The organism is Mesorhizobium sp. M2A.F.Ca.ET.046.03.2.1 (genome assembly GCF_003952425.1).
Classification (GTDB): Bacteria; Pseudomonadota; Alphaproteobacteria; order Rhizobiales; family Rhizobiaceae; genus Mesorhizobium.
In genome coordinates this window covers 1,283,405-1,301,883 of sequence record NZ_CP034449.1, presented here as the reverse complement: position 1 = coordinate 1,301,883, position 18,479 = coordinate 1,283,405, and the positions used below count along the sequence as shown (strand labels likewise).

Below are 18,479 nucleotides of genomic sequence, written 5' to 3'. Positions count from 1 at the left end.
CGCTACACACCCGGCCGCAGTCGCAGGATAACTCTTCAACCGTCATCGTCCTGACAACACCGCTGTGCCATGGTTGTGCCGCGTCGATGCGGCGCCTCTTCACCCAAATTTATTCGGATAGTTCGGAGAAACGAATGAACGCTAAGGCTTTCAGCAACCCCCTTTTCGTGAAGCGCGCAACGCACATCATCCAAGAGATTGCCGGCCTTGCGGATGCCATCGATTTTCTCAATGAATGGCCTGAAGATCGCAGAGACATGATCCACGAGATCGCCCTGAGGGCATGCTACGATGCATACGATGGGCGCAAGCCGGTAAGTACGGCTCGCAATGCCTTTTTCGGCTTTGCGAAACGGGTCGACATATTGGAAGATCCAACCTCGGCGATGAAGTGGATTGCTGCCTGCAGATCGGGCAGTGGAAAAGTGCAGGTGTAGACCTCGACGACGTCTGGCAAGGCGCGTCAAACAGTGCACTATTGTCCGAGTTTCACGGCTAGACCGCGCGAATGAGAAGCAGTTCCTCACCGCCGACTACAAAAGTGCAGATCGCACGCAACCTGACTATGGCCAGACGCAGCTCATGGCGATCGCTTGGTCGTGAATGGCCAGCCTCAGTGGTGCAGGTGCATCGGTCGCGTTCGACTGAGTAAAGAAATACGACCGGGGCAGTTTGCCGCATAGTGGCTGTGGAGGAGGGGGGATGACCGGGTTGATCAGATTTGAGAGGCCAGTCGTTGTTCAGGTCAGCCGCCGCAGCTCAGAGCGCATCGTGGTGGACGTCAACGACGCGGCCGCTATCTTGCTGCGGGATCTGCATAATGAGACCGATAAACGCAGAATAGCGATGGACGTCTGTCTGCAGGTGTTACGCGGTAAGACCCATGCGCCAGCCGCTCGACGAGCTTTCGTCGCAGCCGCGCTCGAAGCACGCATTCTGCGCAACGATTGAGATTTATGACGCCGCTCATGAATTTCGGCCCTCTGCGCATCGCTGTTGGCCACGGTCCGAACATCCCTGCCGGCATCCGCCAGGAGCAAGCCAACCCCGTTACTTCCGCAATGGCTTTCCTGGTCGCGCGTGGGATCTTCCAACATCAAAACACAAGGGGTCCGCCAGCCAAGCTGCGGTCGTTCGGCTTCGCCTGCGCGGCGATCGTAATTGGAGACAGAGGCAGACGGGCCATTGAGCGAGAGTTGGCCGACTGCAGATGGCGGAGCGTCGATACTGTCACGATAGTCAACAGAAGTGCCGTTTGAACCTCCCCCCAGATTAGCCCTGCATCCGGTTTCCCGGAACACCCTTGGACCGGCCCCGCGTGATCGCCGATGCCTCTCCCGATGGTCGCCGATGTCGGAACGGAGGTTTCGGCGATCGCATCGGAAAGATGATAGTGATATTGGACTAGCTTAAATCCGGAGTAGTCCGAAACCGCTGGGGGTCAGCCGTCTGATCTCTGGCCGGCTCATTTGAGGGCCGGCCTGCTTCGATCGCCCGCCAACGCCCGCCTTCGGAACAGCTGGCGTGGCCGCGCCATAACAAGGCCCGACCAGACCAAGCTTACGGAGGCGCTTCGGTCGGCGGCAGGTCGATTTCTTTGGGTGAGCCGGATAGCCTCCTCAACCTACTTCGCCCGGGGTGCAGCGTCGCCGCTCACCGCCGGCAAGTGTCACCGAGTCCTACGCCGTTTGCGCTTTTTCCCGAATTGCGCGTGCCGCAGCCACCATGTTCACCAGGGCAGAGCGGACCTCCTCCCATCTGCGCGTTTTGAGGCCGCAGTCGGGATTCACCCACAGTTGGTCATCCAACAATCGATCGCGCGCAAGCATGATGAGGTTGGAAATCTCGCCCACTTCCGGGACCCGCGGCGAGTGAATGTCATAGACGCCAGGTCCGATATCGTTCGGATACTTGAAGGTTCGAAGCGTATCGAGCAGTTCCATCTGCGAGCGCGAGGCTTCAATGGAGATCACATCCGCATCCATTGCGGCGATAGCGTCCACGATGTCGCCGAACTCGGAGTAGCACATATGGGTGTGGATCTGGGTCGCATCCTCGACGGCCGTTGAAGCCAGCCGGAAGCATTCGACGGCCCAGTCGAGATAGGCCTCCCAGTCGGCCTGGCGCAGCGGCAAGCCCTCGCGCAGTGCGGCTTCGTCGATCTGGATCATCTTAGCGCCGGCCTTTTCAAGGTCGCTCACTTCATCGCGAATGGCGAGCGCGACCTGACGGCAGACGGCTGAGCGCGGAAGGTCGTCTCGGACGAAGGACCAATTGAGGATCGTCACGGGACCGGTAAGCATGCCTTTCACCGGCTTCAGCGTTAGCGACTGGGCATATCGCCACCAATGTAGTGTCATCGGATTTTGTCGCGACACATCTCCAATGATGATCGGGGGTCGCACAAAGCGCGAGCCATAGCTTTGCACCCACCCGTGTTGCGTGAAGGCGAAGCCGCAGAGCTGCTCGGCGAAATATTGCACCATGTCGTTGCGCTCGAATTCGCCGTGGACCAGCACGTCGAGTCCGATCTCTTCTTGCCAGCGAACGGCGGCTTTTATCTCTTTCTTCAGGAACGCTTCATAGTCGACGTAACTCAGCTGGCCTTTGGCATGAGCTGCCCGCGCCTTGCGAATCTCGGCTGTTTGCGGGAAGGAGCCGATCGTCGTGGTGGGGAAGGGGGGCAAGCCAAACACGTCGGCCTGAAGCTTGGAGCGGCCGGCAAATGCGCTCTTCCGGCGCGTCATGCCGACCTTGATCCTGGCGACCCGGCCTTCGACGAGCGGATCATGCACCTTGGCGGATGTCGCGCGAACGGCGGCAGCCTCAGCCGACGCCTCCAGTTCGGCGGCCACTGCGTCCCGGCCTTCGGCCAGGGCACGGGCGAGCACGACCAGCTCGTCGGTCTTTTGCGCTGCGAAGGCGAGCCACGACCTCACATCCGCATCGAGTGCCGTCTCCAAGTCCAGGTCGATCGGCACATGCAGCATCGAGCAGGACGGGGCAATCTCCACCCGCTCCAGCGGCCAACCGGCGACGATCGGCTTGATACGGTCAAATATCGCAGGCAGGTTCGCGCGCCAGACGTTGCGGCCGTCGATCAGCCCGAGCGAGAGCACAAGTTCCTTCTGCGCGAGCCGGCCGACGGCCTCCAACTGCTCTGGAGCGCGCACGAGATCCACGTGCAGTCCCGCCACGGGCAGAGAAATTGCGGTCTCGAGATTGTCTCCCAGCGATCCGAAATAGGTAGCGACCATGATCTTCAACTCGGGTGCTGCTTTCGACAGCCGGGAGTAGGCGAATTGGAGCGCATCCCGTTCGTTGGGAATCAGATCGAGCACGAGCGCCGGCTCATCGATCTGCACCCAATCGGCTCCCGCGAGCTTTAGCCTCTGCAGGAGTTCCTCGTAGACGGGCAGCAGCCGTGGCAGGAGCGCGATAGGGTTGAAACCTTCCTCAGGTGACTTCGCCAACTTGAGAAAGGTAACCGGTCCAAGCAGGACCGGGCGAGTGTGGATGCCGAGCGCCTTGGCCTCGAGGAAATGATCGACCGGTTTCGCCGACGAGAGGGCAAAGCTCTGATCGTCCCTGAGTTCCGGCACAATGTAGTGGTAGTTGGTGTCGAACCATTTGGTCATTTCCATCGCGGCAAGGCCCTGCCCATTGGCCGCAGGCTCGTCACCGGCAGGTCCACAATCCGCGGCCTGACCTTGATTGCCGCGCGCCATGGCGAAATAGATATCGAGTGGGACCTCGCCGTCAGTCCAGGCGTATCGTGCCGGAACGGCGCCGACCATGGCGACTGTGTCGAGCACGTGGTCATAAAGCGAGAAATCGTTGGACGGGATTTTCGACACGCCGCGATCGTGCTGCTCCCTCCAGCTAGCGGCACGCAGCGTCTTCGCCGTCGCGAGCAGATCGGCAGCGCGAGATTTTCCGGACCAGTAGTTTTCAAGCGCGAATTTCAGTTCCCGCCGTCGACCGATACGCGGCACGCCGAGCGTTGCTACAGGAATTCGTTGAGAGACAGTCATGCCATACCCCGATGGTTGGGGCGGGGGACAAGGAACCCGCGAATAGGCGGCACGAAGCCGAGCTACCGCGACCACCAGACACCCCGCCCGTGGACGTTGTTCGTCGTGGCAGGTCTCCTGGCTCGCGGGTCAAAGCCTCCGCCCGTCTTCCCGAGGCCGTTCGCCTCAGTGACATCAATGGGCTTGGCTCGCCGCTAACAGTTGCGGGGGCAGCGCCGGCATCGCACCGGCTTCCCTCTTAGCTCCGCTACGGCAGTGCCGCGCGAAGAACCATGACATGCGTACAATCACAGCCGCTTCGATCCTTGTCAATACCATATAACGAGATGTTTATGTGATTATGCGAGTAACACCTTGCGCTGATCGGTCTCTTTCGCCCAAAGCCGCTTACGAGGGTCGGGTCGGTCGAAAGGCATTCAGCGCCGCCCCGTCGCGCTCGAACTGCGCTCCACCGAAGTGCTTCAGGGTGTTTGCCGACTGGCCGGCCGTCGACGCAAGTGCCCGTTCGCCTTCCACAAACATGGGGGTCATCGGGTGCACTCACTTTTGGCCCGAAATCGAATTCGTCATGTCCGGACAACCAGACGAATGAAAGCGCGATGGCTTCCGTTTGATCGGCGCTCGTTGGAGGCGGCGCCCCTATTGTTGGAACGGCGTGATCATCAGGTGGTGCCTTCTCGGGTCGGCCGCGTCGCAGTGCTCTTGCACAGAGAACGCATCGTCGTGCCAACTGGGAAAATCGTTAGGAACGATGCAATCGCTCTGAAAGCATTGTGTGACATTGCGGACATCGTCGACGATCCGACAACGGGCGCACCCAATCACCGGATCAATTCCGGTGCGATCGCTGGAACGTGCAGAACCAAAGCAGTGAAGCTCACAATGAACTTGCTTGCCCTACATGGGTGCACTTCGACTAAGTTGTCACGCTTATCACTTCTTTTCTGGATGCGGGCCGGCTGTTCCTCCCGATCATTGCCCAGGTTGACGGCCGGCATGCGGAACGTAGAGGAGCGTTCGGTCTTCGTGTAGGGGTGCGTTCGGCTTATTGGTTCGCTATGATTTGGCCCAGATCGGCAAGGCACTCGACCACGTAGTCCGGTCTGAATGGAAACCGCTCTATGTCTGCCAGCTTGGTCACACCAGTAAGCACAAGGGCTGTTCTCAGGCCCGATTCCAGCCCCGCGAGCACGTCGGTATCCATGCGGTCCCCGACCATGATGGTATCGACAGCTCGAACTCCCAGCCGGTCGAGCGCGTCGCGCATCATGAACGGGTTCGGCTTCCCGACGAAATAGGGCTGACGGCCGGTGGCCTTCTCGATTAGTGCCGCGACAGCCCCGCACGCCGGATGGGAGCCCCGCTCGGTCGGGCCAGTGGCATCCGGGTTGGTGGCGAGAAAGCGCGCGCCCTTCGCCACAAGCTCAGCGCCAGTTGCGATCTGCTCGTAGTGGTACGACGTGGTGTCTCCGAGGACCACGAATTCGGGGGCAAACTCTGTTATTCGGCAGCCTGCCTGCCGCAGGGCCTCGACCAGACCGTGGTCGCCGATAACATAGGCAGTTGATCGGTGCTTTTGCAGCGCCATGAACCGCGCGGTGGCGAGCGCCGATGTGTAGATGTGCTCTGGCTGCACGGCGAAGCCAACCGCTCTTAGACGCTCGGCATGATCTTCTGGCGTGAACCGCGAGTTATTGGTGAAGATCTGAAAGGGCTCACCCTTGGCGACTAGCCCGGCAACATAGCCGACCGAGCCAGAAATCGGTTGGCCGCCCCGGACCAGGACCCCGTCCATGTCGAGCAGATGCGCTATAATCATTGGATCTCAACCCTCAATGTCTTTCGTGCATGCGCGGCCTGGGCACGTCTTGTGTCACTGAATCTTCTCCAGGCGAGAATGCCGGCGACTGTACCGATTCAGAGCGATGCGCGAAGGGGGCTCAGTGGGCCGTGCGGCAATAAGGAGGTTGCGGCGTAAACGTTTCGGTGCGCCAATTCGCCGTGCGGACGTCTTGCATCGTCGGGTTGACTACCTTCGCTGTCTCAGCGCACCTGATGCACAATCGCCTTCTTAGTTGCAGCAGACACCGGCCTGGCGAGACGTGCCGCGGTATGCATCTAGACGCCCAGCTACGTTGAAACCCCTCTACAGCGAGGAGGCAAGGTGCACCTGCGGACGGTAGGTTGCTCACCTATCCAAGCTTAAGGCGCGCAGGCGGGGGCACTGAAACGACCCGAAGCGGTCCGCGCTCGAATCATCTCTTTGGTTTGATCGTGCGCCGCCCGAGGTGTCCATCCAGATAGAGATCAGATGCCGCCCATGCAGAGGTATTTCATTTCGAGGTAGTCTTCGAGCCCGTGGCGGGAACCCTCCCGCCCGATGCCGGACTGCTTCATGCCGCCAAAAGGCGCCGCTTCCGAAGACATACGCCCCGTGTTGATGCCAACCATGCCGTATTCCAATGCCTCGGCAACGCGCCAGACACGCTTGAGGTTCGAGGCATAGAAATAGGCGGCGAGGCCGTAGATCGTGTCGTTGGCCTCACGCACAACCTGATCCGCATCTTCGAAGCGAATGATCGGCGCCAGCGGCCCGAAAGTCTCCTCTTGCGCAACAGCCATGATGCTGGAAATTTCGGTGAGCACTGTGGGCTTGAAGAAGGTGCCATCCTTGCCGATGCGTTCGGCCCCGCATCGAATAATCCCACCCTTGGCAACGGCATCTGCAATGTGCGACTCGATCTTGCGCAGAGCATGGATGTCGATCAGCGGTCCAATGTCCACTCCGGCAACGAAGCCGTCGCCAACCGACAAGTGCCGGACTTTGTCCACGAACTTCTCGACGAACTCATCGTGAACGCTCGATTGGACGTAAAGGCGGTTCGCCGAAACGCAAGTCTGACCGGCGTTGCGGAATTTCGCCTGGATCGCGCCGTCAACCGCAGCGTCGATATCGGCGTCATCAAAGACAATGAAAGGGGCATTGCCGCCGAGCTCGAGGCTGACCTTCTTGATCTGGTCCGAGCACTGGCGCATGAGCAGCCGGCCAACCTCGGTCGAGCCCGTAAAGCTGATCTTTCGCACCTTGGGATTTGAGCAGAGTTCGCGTCCTACGGCGTCACCTTCGGACGCATATACCAGGTTGATGACGCCGTCGGGAAAGCCGGCTTGATGCGCGAGGGCGAACATTGCGCCTGCCACGAGCGGCGTCTGTTCAGCGGGTTTAAGCACAATCGCGCAGCCCGCCGCCAGGGCCGGCGAGATCTTGCGCGCCACCATCGACGCTGGGAAATTCCATGGCGTAATTGTGCCCACGACACCGATCGGCTGCTTGATCACCATCATGCGACGGTCAATCGATGGTGGGGGGATCGTCTCGCCATAGATGCGATTGGCTTCTTCGGCGTACCATTGCAGATACGCGGCCGCATGCGACACCTCCGACTTGGCTTCGGCAAACGGCTTGCCCATCTCTGCAGTGAGTATCGCGGCAAGATCATCGGCGTGGTCCATGATCAGTTCATGCCACCGCCACAAAACGTCGCTGCGTTCTCGGGCGGGCAGTGCAGCCCATCTAGGCTGCGCCGTGTAGGCCTTGTCGATCGCAGCGCGTGTCTCCTTCACACCCATGTCGGGAAGCACCGCCAAGACTTCCCCGCTCGATGGATTGAGGACCTCGAATGTCCGCTCGCTAGCCGGCGTGCCGGGTGCTGGCAGGCGATCGATGGCGCCAAACAGGTCAGGGGATTTCAAGCGACGGATTATTGGCAGGCGCAGGGGCAATACCGGATTCCTCTCAAGAGCAGCGGAGTTGTATGTCGGCAGGCCTCGGTTTGTACTCCGCACCTGCGGGTTCCTTATAGGACCTCGATCATACGGCTGGTAGAGAATTGGGGGTCGCCGCGTCCGATACTGGGAAAAGCCAGCTGGAGCGAAGTCTGGACCAGGGCGTAAGCGACAACGTTTACCACCCGAGCTTCGGGATGACCTCCGGTACTGCGCCGAGCGCCTGCTTCCCATGCAAACGCAGAACAACTGGCCGAGCCTTCCACTCAGAATCAGTGAATCCGGGGCGAATGCCGCACTCTCTGGGGCATGGAAGGGCGGAAGGTGACCGGCAGGCTCTGCGGGCAGCGAATGACGTAAGACGGCATGTAGACCACGTCCTCCGCGGCGATGCTCAGCGCCAGATCCTCCAGCCGCCCGAATAGCGCGGGGAAGGCGCAGCCCAATTCCAGGCGCGCCAGCGCAGCGCCCAGGCACGAATGGGGTCCCTCGCCGAACGACAGGTGCGGGTTGTGCAGCCGGGTGACGTCGAACCGGTCGGCGCCGGGACCGAAGGCCTTTTCGTCCCGGTTCGCCGCATGTAACGCCATCAGCACGGCGTCGCCGCGGCGCACTATGCATCCGTCGATCTCCACGTCCTGGGTGGCATAGCGAAATGGCAGATTGGCCGCTGAGCTGCCCCACCGCAGAATCTCCTCGATCGCCTGTGACCACGGAACTTGGCCGCTGCGTACCAGGTGCAGTTGCTGCGGATGCGTCAGCAATGCCAGCATGCCATTGCCGATGACGCCGGCGACAGTCACGAAGCCTGCAGAGAGCACCATGAACAGCATGTCGATGAGCTCGGTGTCGGAAACGAGCTCGCCATTGTCGCGTGCGACGATCAGCGCCGAAGCCAGATCGTCGCCGAGCCGGCGACGCTTGAGCGCGATCAGACGACGGAAGAACTCCGGGATGCGCTGCCGCGTCTGTCTTACCTCTGCGGCTGTAGCGGAGGTGCTGGCCAGGCTGTAGGTGAGGGCGACGATCTCTTCACGCTGTTCGTCCGGCAAACCGAACAGTTCGGCGATCACGTTGGTGGGCAGCGGAACAGCGAACTCGCACATCAGATCGGCACTGCCGCCGCGCTGCGCCATCTCGGCCAGGAGTTGATCGACGCGTTGTTCGATCCGTGGCGCCAGCAAGGCGATACGACTGGGCGCGAAGCTGCTGGACAGCAGGCCGCGCAAGCGCCGGTGATCGGCGCCGTGCGCTGTGGCCATGTTGTCCACTTTGCACATCCCGATCAGCGGATGATCCTCGGGAATCTCGCCATCCTGCAGCGCCCGCCACTGTCGCCAGTCCTTGTTGAAACGCTGGTCGGAAAGCATCCGCCTGAGCGTCTGGTGACGGCCTGCCGCCCAGGCCACCACATCGCCAGGCAGCGCCACCCGCGCCACTCCCCTCTGCTGCAGAATCGCAGAAGACAGATCATCAAGTTGCGTGGGAGCGGCCGGCACACCGATCACGTCGCAATGATCGTTTTCTACGCGCATGCCAACAACTCCCTTTAGACCCATCGCGGTGCACTTCTCGGCACGGATGATCCGGGCGCGGACTTGGGAATGCCTTTTCAGGGTGCTTCGTCGTTAGAAGCGGTAGGTGAGACCTGCGCCTACCAGCCAGGGATCGAGCTTAGCCTTGCCTGTGAGCTTAGCGCCGGCGACAGTGACGTCGAAGTCGGGCTTAAGGAAAAGCTTCTTCACGTCGAAGTTGACGCCCCAGTGCTGGTCCACCATGTAGTCGAATCCGACCTGCAGCGCGGCGCCGAATGTGTTCTTGACCTTGAGATCATCGGCGCTGCCGGCTTGCTGGTGATAGAAGATCGTATAGTTCAAGCCGGCGCCGACATAGGGCTTGAAGGCGCCGAAATCGGTAAAATGATACTGCAATGTGAGCGTTGGCGGCAGCAGCCAAACCTTGCCGATCTTGCCCAGCCCGCCGATCGAACCTTGGCCATCGATGTTGGCATAGGTGGTGCCGAGTATGAGTTCGGCGGCGATGTTGTCGTTGAAGAAATACGATATATCGAGTTCCGGCGTCACGCTGTTCGAATAGGAAAGACCGGAGCCGGGCACCGCGTTGACGTAGCCCGAATCCTCGGTGATCACCCCCAACGCGCGCATGCGGAGCTGCCAGGGGCTTGGCGCTTCCGCGACCGGGGCTCCTACCTTCGCAACGCTCGCGGCTTGATGAATATCTGCCGCGCCGGCCTGTCCTGCAACGATGAGGACGACAGCCGCTGTTACTGCCCACGCCACGCTAATTCGCGCTCTCGCCATACTCTTCTCTCCTTGATCTTCAGAAGCGACGCACTGCGCCTTGATTGAATCCTGCTCGCATCAATCGGGATTGACGGAGCGGTCATGCGCGATAGCCCCCGCATAGGTCGTGCCAAATGACAAAATCATTGCGAAACAATGCGATCGCTCTGAGAGCGCTGTGTCTCATGTCCGACTTCGTCGAAGATCCGACAAAGAGTGCAGACGCAGCCACCCGGGTAGGCAAATGCAATCCAGAGTCGGCCGGGTTCTAGGGCGGGAACGGGCTGTACGTTTCAAGCCCTCGGAGATTTCACACGGCGTCAGCTGCCCATGTTCACGATGCGGTCGCAGACCGGGACCGTGGACACAAAGGGGAGTGGCTTGCCCGCGTACCTTCCCTGACTGGCAATTCGCCGCATGACGGCTCTGCACGAATGAGCGGCTGGAATGCGGGCACTGCTGTCCGGCAGCCTTTGGCCGCAAGCGCGGCCGCCTTTGTGCTGTCATCGGGCATTTGGAATACCGTCCGTTGGTAATCAGGCTCCCCTGTAGCCGGCGGGGGAAATGCGTTGTGTTTCTTCGTGTAAAGTAAGCAAATCACAGGTATTTGAGGGCCGTGCAACCAGGATATGTCAGGTTCGCCGTTCGCACGTCCAGCGCCTGCCGGAACAGATGTTTTACGGTGATGTAGTACTGGCTCACATCGCCACTCCCCGTCGGACGCGAAGTTAACCAACGCCTGAGCAACCATCAATGTCTGACAGCTGGAGAATCATTGACTGTCGATTTCGTTGAGCTTTCCCCGCAAATTGGCCGTGGGCGGGCGTATTGTTCAGGCGGCGATCTCCCAAAGGAACTGCCTGTCCGCAGCCTTGCCGACGTGCCTTACGCGCCCGGCCTTCGTAAGCTCTTGCCAACGGAGAGCCGTCCGTACACGGCGCATTTGCTGTCGCATACCGGGCGTGAGTACCGAACAGTGTGGAAAGGGGACGAACGTCAAGCGTCAGACCTGCAGGCTTTGAGCAAGGTAGTCTCGAACCTCAAAGAGATTCACCCCGAAACGCTCCGCATCACCAGGGAAGACAACGATCGAGAGCTTGTTTGAAAACACCTTGTCGTACGAAGCGTCGGCGAAGGATTGCGCGATCTTCTCGACTACCTTCTTTCTCGGCAGTCCAACGCGCCCGCGACCGGTGCCGATCAAACCGATCGCTATATCGCCCAGCTCGCCCTTCGTAGCCAAGAATTCCCAAAGAGCTTCTAGCGCTGCATCGAGCATTTTGGGCCTCGACTTGGCGGGTGCCTTCGTCATTTAGTTCGGCCATCGCCGAAAGGTAGAAGGTCTTCCCGTGCGAGCTGATCTTTGCGACCGTCCCGACAGGGTATCTCCGTTTTTTCCCTTTACCAGCCGGATGCTCCTCGAATGCCACACCTTTGAGGGACGTAGTCAGTTGCTTGTCCAACTCAACCGTGTTCCCCAAGAAATATTTGTTCGTGAACTTTCCCTGCAAGCTGTCTGGATTGATCAGCCGCTGGCTATGTCAGTGTCAAAGGTCGTGTTAGTGTTGATGACGATGTTGGTAGCGGGTGATTCCAAGAGGTCTCCAATAAGAACCTCGTAGCTAAAATCCTTTCTTGGAATGCGATAGGAAATCCGAGATATTGGTCGCCTTGAAAGGAGAGCTGCCACCACGGCAAAACCGACGACGACCAAGAAGCTATAGGCACTGTAGTTGTTCCGAGTGTACATACTAAAGAAGTCGAGCATGTCTAGAAGAAGGTATATCCCTCCGAGAACTGCGAGAATTCTTGCTAGACCATCAACCGATAGGAGTGCATACCGCCAATATGACCAAGTACGGATCGAGCTAACAAAATACTTCACGACTTACAGCCCGAGGTTTTTGTAGGGCTGATCGGTGTAGTAGTGCGGACCGGTTTGTCCCTCTTTCCGGTACATGGCGTGGCTGTCTGGCCAATTGGCCATGGCATACTCTACGATCTTAACCCCAAACGGGACGTAGATCGCTAAGCTCTCGCGAATTGCTGGCGGGCAGCGTTCGTCGCGACGCCTAGCGCCATTTAGATTCACGCCAATGATTGGTAAGCCAAGCTTGAGCGCGACGTCCATCTCCCACTTAACGAATTTCGTAAGCAGTTTTGTCTTCTCGCCGATAAGGACGACCATTAGCTTCGAGTTGGCAAAACGTTAGCGAAGTTGGCGCTTGATGCTTTCTTCTTGGCTTGTGTCTCGCGCCGTATTTAGGTCGTGCGCATTGTGGAAATCGAACGAGAATTTCTCGTTATCCGCCCATGCCGTCATGAGGCGATAGTAACGCATGTCCGTATCGCCGTCGAAGCAGATATAAGTCTTATTCCTGTATGCCATCTCTTTCCGCCGCCTTTTTGCGCGGAAAGACCTGTCACAGAACAAGAGAGACGTCTAGCCTGAGAATGCGCATTTTTCCACAACTAACAACTAACCCTCAATACAGCGGGACGCAAATTGTCAGTTGTCGTGGTTAGAGGCCCTTTGCTGTGACAGCTGGCCGCCTACCGGCCAAGCGTCTCGCTTTCAGCACCACCCCGATTTCGCAGTGAAAGGTCCGCTTTTAGGCAGTTCACGCCGCAACTAGCTGGTCCGGTTCCGTGATGAGTTTGTGGCGCCGGCAGGCGTGCGAAAGTCCCGAGGAAGGAACCCGCGAGCCAAGGCGGTGAGCTATGGGGATTTCGATTTGGGCTGCTGTGGGCGATGCGTGACTGTCCTCGAGAGACGCGGATTGACAGGGACAGACCGGGTTGTTGCGCCTGCGGGCGTTGTTGTCGGCACCGTGGGCGGCTGGGCGCGGCTCTGTCGGCGTCGATGATCACCCTGGGCACGCGTGGATCCGCTGCAACTTCGGCGACCTGCTGACAATAGCCAGGAACGTCATAGCGCGGGATGCCTTGAGCGGGCCCTTTCTGACGGCGAAGGCCGCCTCTTGCACGCGCTGTGCGGCTCACATCCTGGCAAGAAGACGCTGCGGGGGACGCGCTCGCGCATCAGGGCGGCCGGTAGCGACCTGTCCTCGCCGTGCCCCGGCGGAGACCAGGCGCTCACCTTCCGTATCGCGATGCGAGACGTCGGCCCCCTCGACAGGGCATGGGAATCTAAGGCAAGGCGCAGCGAATGTTTTAGCTTTGGCATTTCGACTGGCGCGAAGGCACTCAAACCGCCCGCCCGGAAACAACAATGAGATAGCGGGTAATATGTTCATGTCAGCTGTAATGCGCGACTGAGGTCGCACGGAATTGACTCGGTTCTGACTTTTTCTGGGTGTATCGTCTTCCTGTCGTCCGTCTGGGGAGACGAGCATGTCGGCATACGGTGTGGCGGATTCCGCCCAACTCGCAATTCTCACGAAAGCCCTGAACGACCGTTGTGCGAAGCACGCGGTCGCAGGCGATCATGAGCGCGAGCGCATAGCGCTTAAAGTCCTGGCGCTTTACCGGCGAGGCTTGATTGATCCCGACCAGCTATCCGCAGAACTTGAAGGGGTTGCCCGGTGATCCAAGAGATGCATCCATGGGGAACACAACGGCGGCTTGTCGATAGCGCGCGCCGCTTGATTGGCCGCACCCGCGCCGAAGTGGAAGATGCAAGATTGAAGGTCGAGCAATCGCGGCTTGCCCTTGAACAGTCCCGCAAGCACCTCCAGAACTCACACCGTCTGGAGACACAGAAAAGCCCCAGCGCAGAGGGTGATCGGCGCTAGGGCTTTCAGGCATGTACGCTGTACCAGCATGACCTTACGTTAGCTTGCGCTAATATCGTGAACGAAAAGTGAATCGCTCCCGCGACCCACCCCAAACCAGCGGGATGAATGCGGCACCCTAGACCCAAGTAGCCGGTTTATTGATCGGCTTCTTCCCCCTAAGCACCACATCCGGAAACTGCGATGCCGCCACCTCGCTTCTAGAGAGGGGGACGGCACGGGAACGACGCCGCGCGGCCGGCTTCGGCAAGCAAGTTTGTATCGTCGCCCCGTTGTGTCATCGCTCAAACACTACACCGACGACGCAGACCTCTTGGGTTACAATCCTGATGGGTTCGACTAGATCGGTATCATTCGTCACAAGATAGGCCACATCGAAGCATCGACGAAGGCGTCGCGGACGAGATGAGCGCCTCAATTGACGTCGCTGCCTTTCTCTTCTGTTTTGGCCACCTATACCACCGCTGGGGGTGGCATATTCCAGATGTAGCCATCTGGCGTAGCCTGAGGCGGGCTTACCAATCCAGCCCATTTTTTTGAATAAATTTTGAATACAAAAACCCCCCGTTATGAATGCTGGTTCTGAGACCGTCCTCAGCGCCGGCAGCAACACCTGCTGGCGTTTTGGCGCATCGTTGTCGATCTTTCCTGACACAGGGCTGTATAATATTTGTCGGCGCCGACAGTCGTCCCCTGGGGTACGATTAAACCCGCTAAAGGCCTCATACTCAGCCACTTAAATTGCGGCTGGTTTGGTTCTTAGTAGAAATTGCAAGCATCGATATAAAAGTTGCCTTCATGGGCGCCCCGCCCCGCCTACGCAAGCCGCTCGTATCTCGGCCACCGGCGATCGAAAGGAACAATCCAACAGCCGCGGCATCGGATGGGAGTTCGTCCATGTCTGCATCGATGACCCTTTGACGTGTCGCCTTCTCGCAAATCTTGCCGACGAGAAGAAGGAAAGCGCCTCCGCCTTTCCTCAAGGCTGCTCTCGCCCTCTGTGCCGGTCTCGGGATTACCGTCGGGCGTTGACCATAACGGCCCCTGCTACAGGTCCAAGACCTTGCCAAGGTTTGCCGCAAGCTCGGGCGGAAGCTCCACATCGAGCCGACCTTAATCCATTAGCTAAATCGCAGGGTTCTACGGCGCTGATCAAGAAGGCTTCCCAATCCATGCCATGGATGCATGCCATCCAAACAACCAAGTTTACCGATACGTCATGATGCTGCATAGCGAAGTACCGGCGGGCACAGACCGATCACTCCCTGCCTTGACCATTAGATGAGCGCGCCAAGAGATTCCGATAGAAGGAGAGCTATGGATGCCCCTGACTGCCAGTGGAGGCCCTAACTTCCGTTCTGAGCTCCTGTTTGGGTCGTTCTGCAAATTTGGTCGGCCGTTACCATGCTGAAGAGACCTCACGTCTGAATAGCAGGTGGCTGAGAACGATGCGCTTTCAATAGAAGCTACTACCCCACCGCAATATTATCCCACCTTACCTGTCCACAGCAAAGCGAAGTCATGAAGTTCGGGTCAAGCGGCGTTCGAGGTTTGGATTCGGAATTGCTCGGCAGGGCCAGCGGGCTTTATACTGAAGCTTTCGCCTGGCGTTTGAGTTCGAGCCAGGTTCAGCCGAATAGTTCGGTCTTCCTAGGCCGCGACCTGCGTGGCAGCAGTGAAGCGATAGTCAACAATTGCATGGCGGCGTTGGCCGCAAATCGTTTCCAGCCGATCGATTGCGGCGCCATACCGACGCCTGCCCTGGCACTGTATGCACGCAGACACGGCGCGGCGGCTCTTATGGTCACTGGGTCGCACATTCCAGCCGGTCGCAACGGCATCAAATTCTACGGCCCGAATGGTGAGATCAGCAAGGCGGATGAGGCCGCGATTACGCGCTTTGTCGCCGAAAGATCAAATGCATATTACTTGCCACCCGCTCCTCTGGGAACGACGTGGCCTATCCGCCATGAAGAAGCAATGGCCTGTTATCGAGAGCGCGCCAATGACATGCTGGAGCCGGGCTCCCTTTCCGGCCTGAGACTTGGAGTCTACCGGCACAGTTCGGTAGCAGCAATACTTTTGGTGGAAGTTCTTCAATCGCTCGGCGCCGGCGTGGTCGCCGTCGGGAAAACCGAAACTTTCGTGCCTGTCGATACCGAAGCCGTGGATGCAGCCACGATTGCAAAATTGAAAGAATGGGTCCGCGAATTCAATCTCGATGCCATCGTGTCGACTGATGCGGACGCTGATCGGCCACTGATTGCCGATGAAAATGGCGATCTGTTTCGCGGCGATCTGGTTGGGCTCGCCACGGCTCTCTTCCTGAAGGCGGATACCGTCGTGACGCCTGTGACCTCCAATTCCGGCATTTCGAAAGCTTTCGGCTTCGATGTCCTGAGGACAAAGGTCGGGTCACCATTTGTTATCGAAGCCATGGAGGCGTCACATCGTGCCGGCAGCATCGTTGTCGGCTTCGAGGCCAATGGTGGCGTTCTCCTGGGGTCGGATTACACGGCGAACGGGAAGACTTTGACCGCCCTGCCGACGCGGGACTCCCTTCTCCCCATCCTGGCTGTTCTCGGTACCATGGCATCGACAAAGAAGAAGCTGTCGCAACTGCGCGAGCTCTGGAAGCTTCCGGTATGCGCGAGCGACCGGCTGCAGGATTTCTCCGCCGAGAGTTCAAGCAGATTGATGGATCGCCTCGCAAACCTCGACGCGCTGCAGCAATTTCTCGCCCCGTTCGGGACTGTAGCCGAAGTCGACAAAACCGACGGCTTCAGGGTGCGTATGCGCACAGGCGAGATCATACACCTGCGGCCCTCCGGCAATGCACCGGAACTGCGCTGCTATTCGGAAGCTTCGAGCGAGAGCAGAGCCACGACGATCGTCGCCTCGGTGCTGAAAAGAGCACAGGCATTCGCGTCGCAGACGGTAGAGGGCATTTGATGAAAGTGGTTCCTGTCATCATCAGCGGCGGAGCCGGCTCGCGGCTGTGGCCCGCCTCCAGGCAGTCGCACCCCAAGCCTTTCCTCAAGATGGCGGACGGGCATTCGCTCATTCAGCACAGCGTGTTGCGCGCGGCTTCCATAGTGGGGGCGGCCGAGCTCGTCACCGTGACCTCCAAGGACCATCTCTTCCTCACGAAAGACCATTTTGACGAGCTGGATTCCGTCGTGCTGCCGCGCACCTTCCTGCTCGAGCCGGAGGGCAGGGACACGGCCGCCGCTGTCGCCGCGGCGACCATCCACGCCAAGGCGACACAGGGGCCGGATGCAATCCTGTGCATTTTTCCCGCGGACCAGATGATCGGTGACCTGGCGGCCTTTGGAAGCGCCATCAGTCGGGCGATCGAGCATGCGCGGCAGGGGCGCATTGCAACCCTGGGCATAAATCCAGAAAGGCCGGACACGGCATTCGGCTACATCGAGGCCGATGGCGAAAAAGTCGTCCGTTTCGTCGAGAAGCCGGACGTGGAAACCGCCAAATCCTATGTCGCCTCCAAACGTTTCTTCTGGAACGCCGGCATCTTCTGCTTCAAAGCGCGAGTCATGCTCGATGAGATGGCCCTGCATTGCAAGGAGCTGGTCGATGCCGTTCTCGGCAGCTACGAGAACGCCGCAATCATTGACGGCGAGCGCTTCGCCAGCATCGAGCTCTCTGCAAAGCATCTCGCCGTGGCTCCGCGCATCTCGCTCGACCGGGCGGTGATGGAAAAGGCGCACAATCTCGCCGTTGTCCCTTGCGAGATGGGGTGGAACGACATCGGTTCCTGGAACGCAATGGCCGAACTGATCCCTCCCGACGAGAGCGGCAACAGGATCCGCGGCGATGTCCATGTAGTGGACACGGTCGACACCTACATAAGCTCGGACAAACGAGTCATAGGGACGGTGGGCGTCAGCGACCTGGTGATTGTCGATTCCCACGATGCGCTGCTCGTTGCATCCCGCGATCGCGTCCAGGACGTCAAGAAACTGTTCGAGGGGCTCAAGGCTGCGGGACACGAAGCGCACTTGCTTCACGGTACCGTGCACCGGCCCTGGGGCACCTACACGGTTCTGGAGGAAAGCGAGCGCTTCAAGATCAAGCGCATCGAGGTTAACCCGGGCGGGCGCTTGAGCCTGCAGATGCACCATCACCGCTCCGAGCACTGGGTCGTGGTCAGCGGCACCGCAAAGATTGTCAACGGCGAGCAGGAGCTACTCCTGACCACCAATCAATCCACCTATATCCCGTGCGGCCACAAACACCGGCTCGAGAACCCCGGCAATATCGGCTTGGTTATGATTGAGGTCCAAAGCGGCGAATATCTAGGCGAAGATGACATTGTGCGGTTTGAGGACGTATACGGTCGAGCCTGATAGTCCAACGTCTACAGGTCATGATCAGAAGGGTACTTCGTTGAGGTTTCCGTTTTCTCGTTAAGCTAATGACGTGCCGAGTTGAAGCGAGAAGATTGCATTGATTACTGGAACAGTGAAGATGCTCCCATTCGGCCGAAATACCGGTTAAAAGAGCTATTCGGTCCGTTACCTGCGCTGTCGCACGTCCCCGTTCAATACAGTTTGGAACTCAGTTCCTTCGGCGCATGGCAC

General features: G+C 59.1%; 11 protein-coding genes, 2 pseudogenes and 1 riboswitch. Of the genes and pseudogenes, 6 read left to right on the top strand and 7 right to left on the bottom strand.

What is annotated here, in order from left to right:
* Window positions 1–134: 134 nt before the first annotated feature.
* Together EJ072_RS06260 and EJ072_RS06255 are read left to right on the top strand one after the other, a co-directional pair.
* Entirely contained in the window at window positions 135–437 is a 303-nt protein-coding gene (locus tag EJ072_RS06260; RefSeq protein ID WP_126078986.1) for a DUF982 domain-containing protein, read from the top strand.
* 265 nt (window positions 438–702) lie between these two features.
* A complete protein-coding gene (locus tag EJ072_RS06255) occupies window positions 703–951 on the top strand; it encodes a DUF982 domain-containing protein (protein WP_126078985.1) in 249 nt (82 codons plus the stop codon).
* Window positions 952–1,679: 728 nt separating this feature from the next.
* Here the strand turns inward: EJ072_RS06255 and metE are convergent.
* The 7 genes and pseudogenes from metE to EJ072_RS36325 form a co-directional block, all read right to left on the bottom strand.
* Window positions 1,680–4,034: a 5-methyltetrahydropteroyltriglutamate--homocysteine S-methyltransferase gene (gene metE / locus EJ072_RS06250; RefSeq protein ID WP_126078984.1), complete on the bottom strand. Its 2,355-nt coding sequence runs from the start codon at window positions 4,032–4,034 to the stop codon at window positions 1,680–1,682.
* A gap of 89 nt (window positions 4,035–4,123) precedes the next feature.
* Window positions 4,124–4,324: riboswitch (cobalamin riboswitch) on the bottom strand.
* Window positions 4,325–5,079: 755 nt separating this feature from the next.
* Entirely contained in the window at window positions 5,080–5,853 is a 774-nt protein-coding gene (locus EJ072_RS06245; protein WP_126078983.1) for an HAD-IIA family hydrolase, read from the bottom strand.
* A gap of 488 nt (window positions 5,854–6,341) precedes the next feature.
* Complete coding sequence (locus EJ072_RS06240) at window positions 6,342–7,772, bottom strand: NAD-dependent succinate-semialdehyde dehydrogenase (RefSeq protein ID WP_245467341.1); 1,431 nt, start codon at window positions 7,770–7,772, stop codon at window positions 6,342–6,344.
* Window positions 7,773–8,092: 320 nt separating this feature from the next.
* A complete protein-coding gene (locus EJ072_RS06235; protein ID WP_126078981.1) occupies window positions 8,093–9,355 on the bottom strand; it encodes a cytochrome P450 in 1,263 nt (420 codons plus the stop codon).
* Window positions 9,356–9,448: 93 nt separating this feature from the next.
* Window positions 9,449–10,141, bottom strand: coding sequence for an OmpW family protein (locus EJ072_RS06230; RefSeq protein WP_126078980.1), 693 nt, complete (start codon window positions 10,139–10,141; stop codon window positions 9,449–9,451).
* 985 nt (window positions 10,142–11,126) lie between these two features.
* Complete coding sequence (locus tag EJ072_RS37250; RefSeq protein ID WP_281061015.1) at window positions 11,127–11,435, bottom strand: macro domain-containing protein; 309 nt, start codon at window positions 11,433–11,435, stop codon at window positions 11,127–11,129.
* A 576-nt stretch (window positions 11,436–12,011) separates the two neighbouring features.
* Window positions 12,012–12,314 (bottom strand): annotated as a pseudogene (locus EJ072_RS36325) (TIR domain-containing protein); the annotation flags it as partial.
* A 1,163-nt stretch (window positions 12,315–13,477) separates the two neighbouring features.
* On the opposite strand from EJ072_RS36325, the gene EJ072_RS06215 reads away from it, so the two are divergent.
* The 4 genes and pseudogenes from EJ072_RS06215 (at window position 13,478) to EJ072_RS06205 (ending at window position 18,245) form a co-directional block, all read left to right on the top strand.
* Window positions 13,478–13,672, top strand: coding sequence for a hypothetical protein (locus tag EJ072_RS06215; RefSeq protein WP_126078979.1), 195 nt, complete (start codon window positions 13,478–13,480; stop codon window positions 13,670–13,672).
* 1,048 nt (window positions 13,673–14,720) lie between these two features.
* Window positions 14,721–14,938 (top strand): annotated as a pseudogene (locus EJ072_RS36575) (IS481 family transposase); the annotation flags it as partial.
* A 461-nt stretch (window positions 14,939–15,399) separates the two neighbouring features.
* Window positions 15,400–16,830 carry a phosphomannomutase gene (locus tag EJ072_RS06210; protein WP_126078978.1) on the top strand — a complete coding sequence of 477 codons (1,431 nt, stop codon included), beginning with the start codon at window positions 15,400–15,402 and terminating at the stop codon, window positions 16,828–16,830.
* A complete protein-coding gene (locus EJ072_RS06205) occupies window positions 16,830–18,245 on the top strand; it encodes a mannose-1-phosphate guanylyltransferase/mannose-6-phosphate isomerase (protein WP_126078977.1) in 1,416 nt (471 codons plus the stop codon). The genes EJ072_RS06210 and EJ072_RS06205 overlap by 1 nt, the downstream gene beginning before the upstream one ends.
* The last annotated feature ends 234 nt before the right edge of the window (window positions 18,246–18,479 follow it).

What these genes read in the sequence shown, in the direction of transcription:
- EJ072_RS06260 (WP_126078986.1), top strand. Translation starts at nt 135, where the DNA reads ATGAACGCTAAGGCTTTCAGCAACCCCCTTTTCGTGAAGCGCGCAACG.
- EJ072_RS06255 (WP_126078985.1), top strand. Translation starts at nt 703, where the DNA reads ATGACCGGGTTGATCAGATTTGAGAGGCCAGTCGTTGTTCAGGTCAGC.
- metE (WP_126078984.1), bottom strand. Translation starts at nt 4,034, where the DNA reads ATGACTGTCTCTCAACGAATTCCTGTAGCAACGCTCGGCGTGCCGCGT.
- EJ072_RS06245 (WP_126078983.1), bottom strand. Translation starts at nt 5,853, where the DNA reads ATGATTATAGCGCATCTGCTCGACATGGACGGGGTCCTGGTCCGGGGC.
- EJ072_RS06235 (WP_126078981.1), bottom strand. Translation starts at nt 9,355, where the DNA reads ATGCGCGTAGAAAACGATCATTGCGACGTGATCGGTGTGCCGGCCGCT.
- EJ072_RS06230 (WP_126078980.1), bottom strand. Translation starts at nt 10,141, where the DNA reads ATGGCGAGAGCGCGAATTAGCGTGGCGTGGGCAGTAACAGCGGCTGTC.
- EJ072_RS37250 (WP_281061015.1), bottom strand. Translation starts at nt 11,435, where the DNA reads ATGACGAAGGCACCCGCCAAGTCGAGGCCCAAAATGCTCGATGCAGCG.
- EJ072_RS06215 (WP_126078979.1), top strand. Translation starts at nt 13,478, where the DNA reads ATGTCGGCATACGGTGTGGCGGATTCCGCCCAACTCGCAATTCTCACG.
- EJ072_RS06210 (WP_126078978.1), top strand. Translation starts at nt 15,400, where the DNA reads ATGAAGTTCGGGTCAAGCGGCGTTCGAGGTTTGGATTCGGAATTGCTC.
- EJ072_RS06205 (WP_126078977.1), top strand. Translation starts at nt 16,830, where the DNA reads ATGAAAGTGGTTCCTGTCATCATCAGCGGCGGAGCCGGCTCGCGGCTG.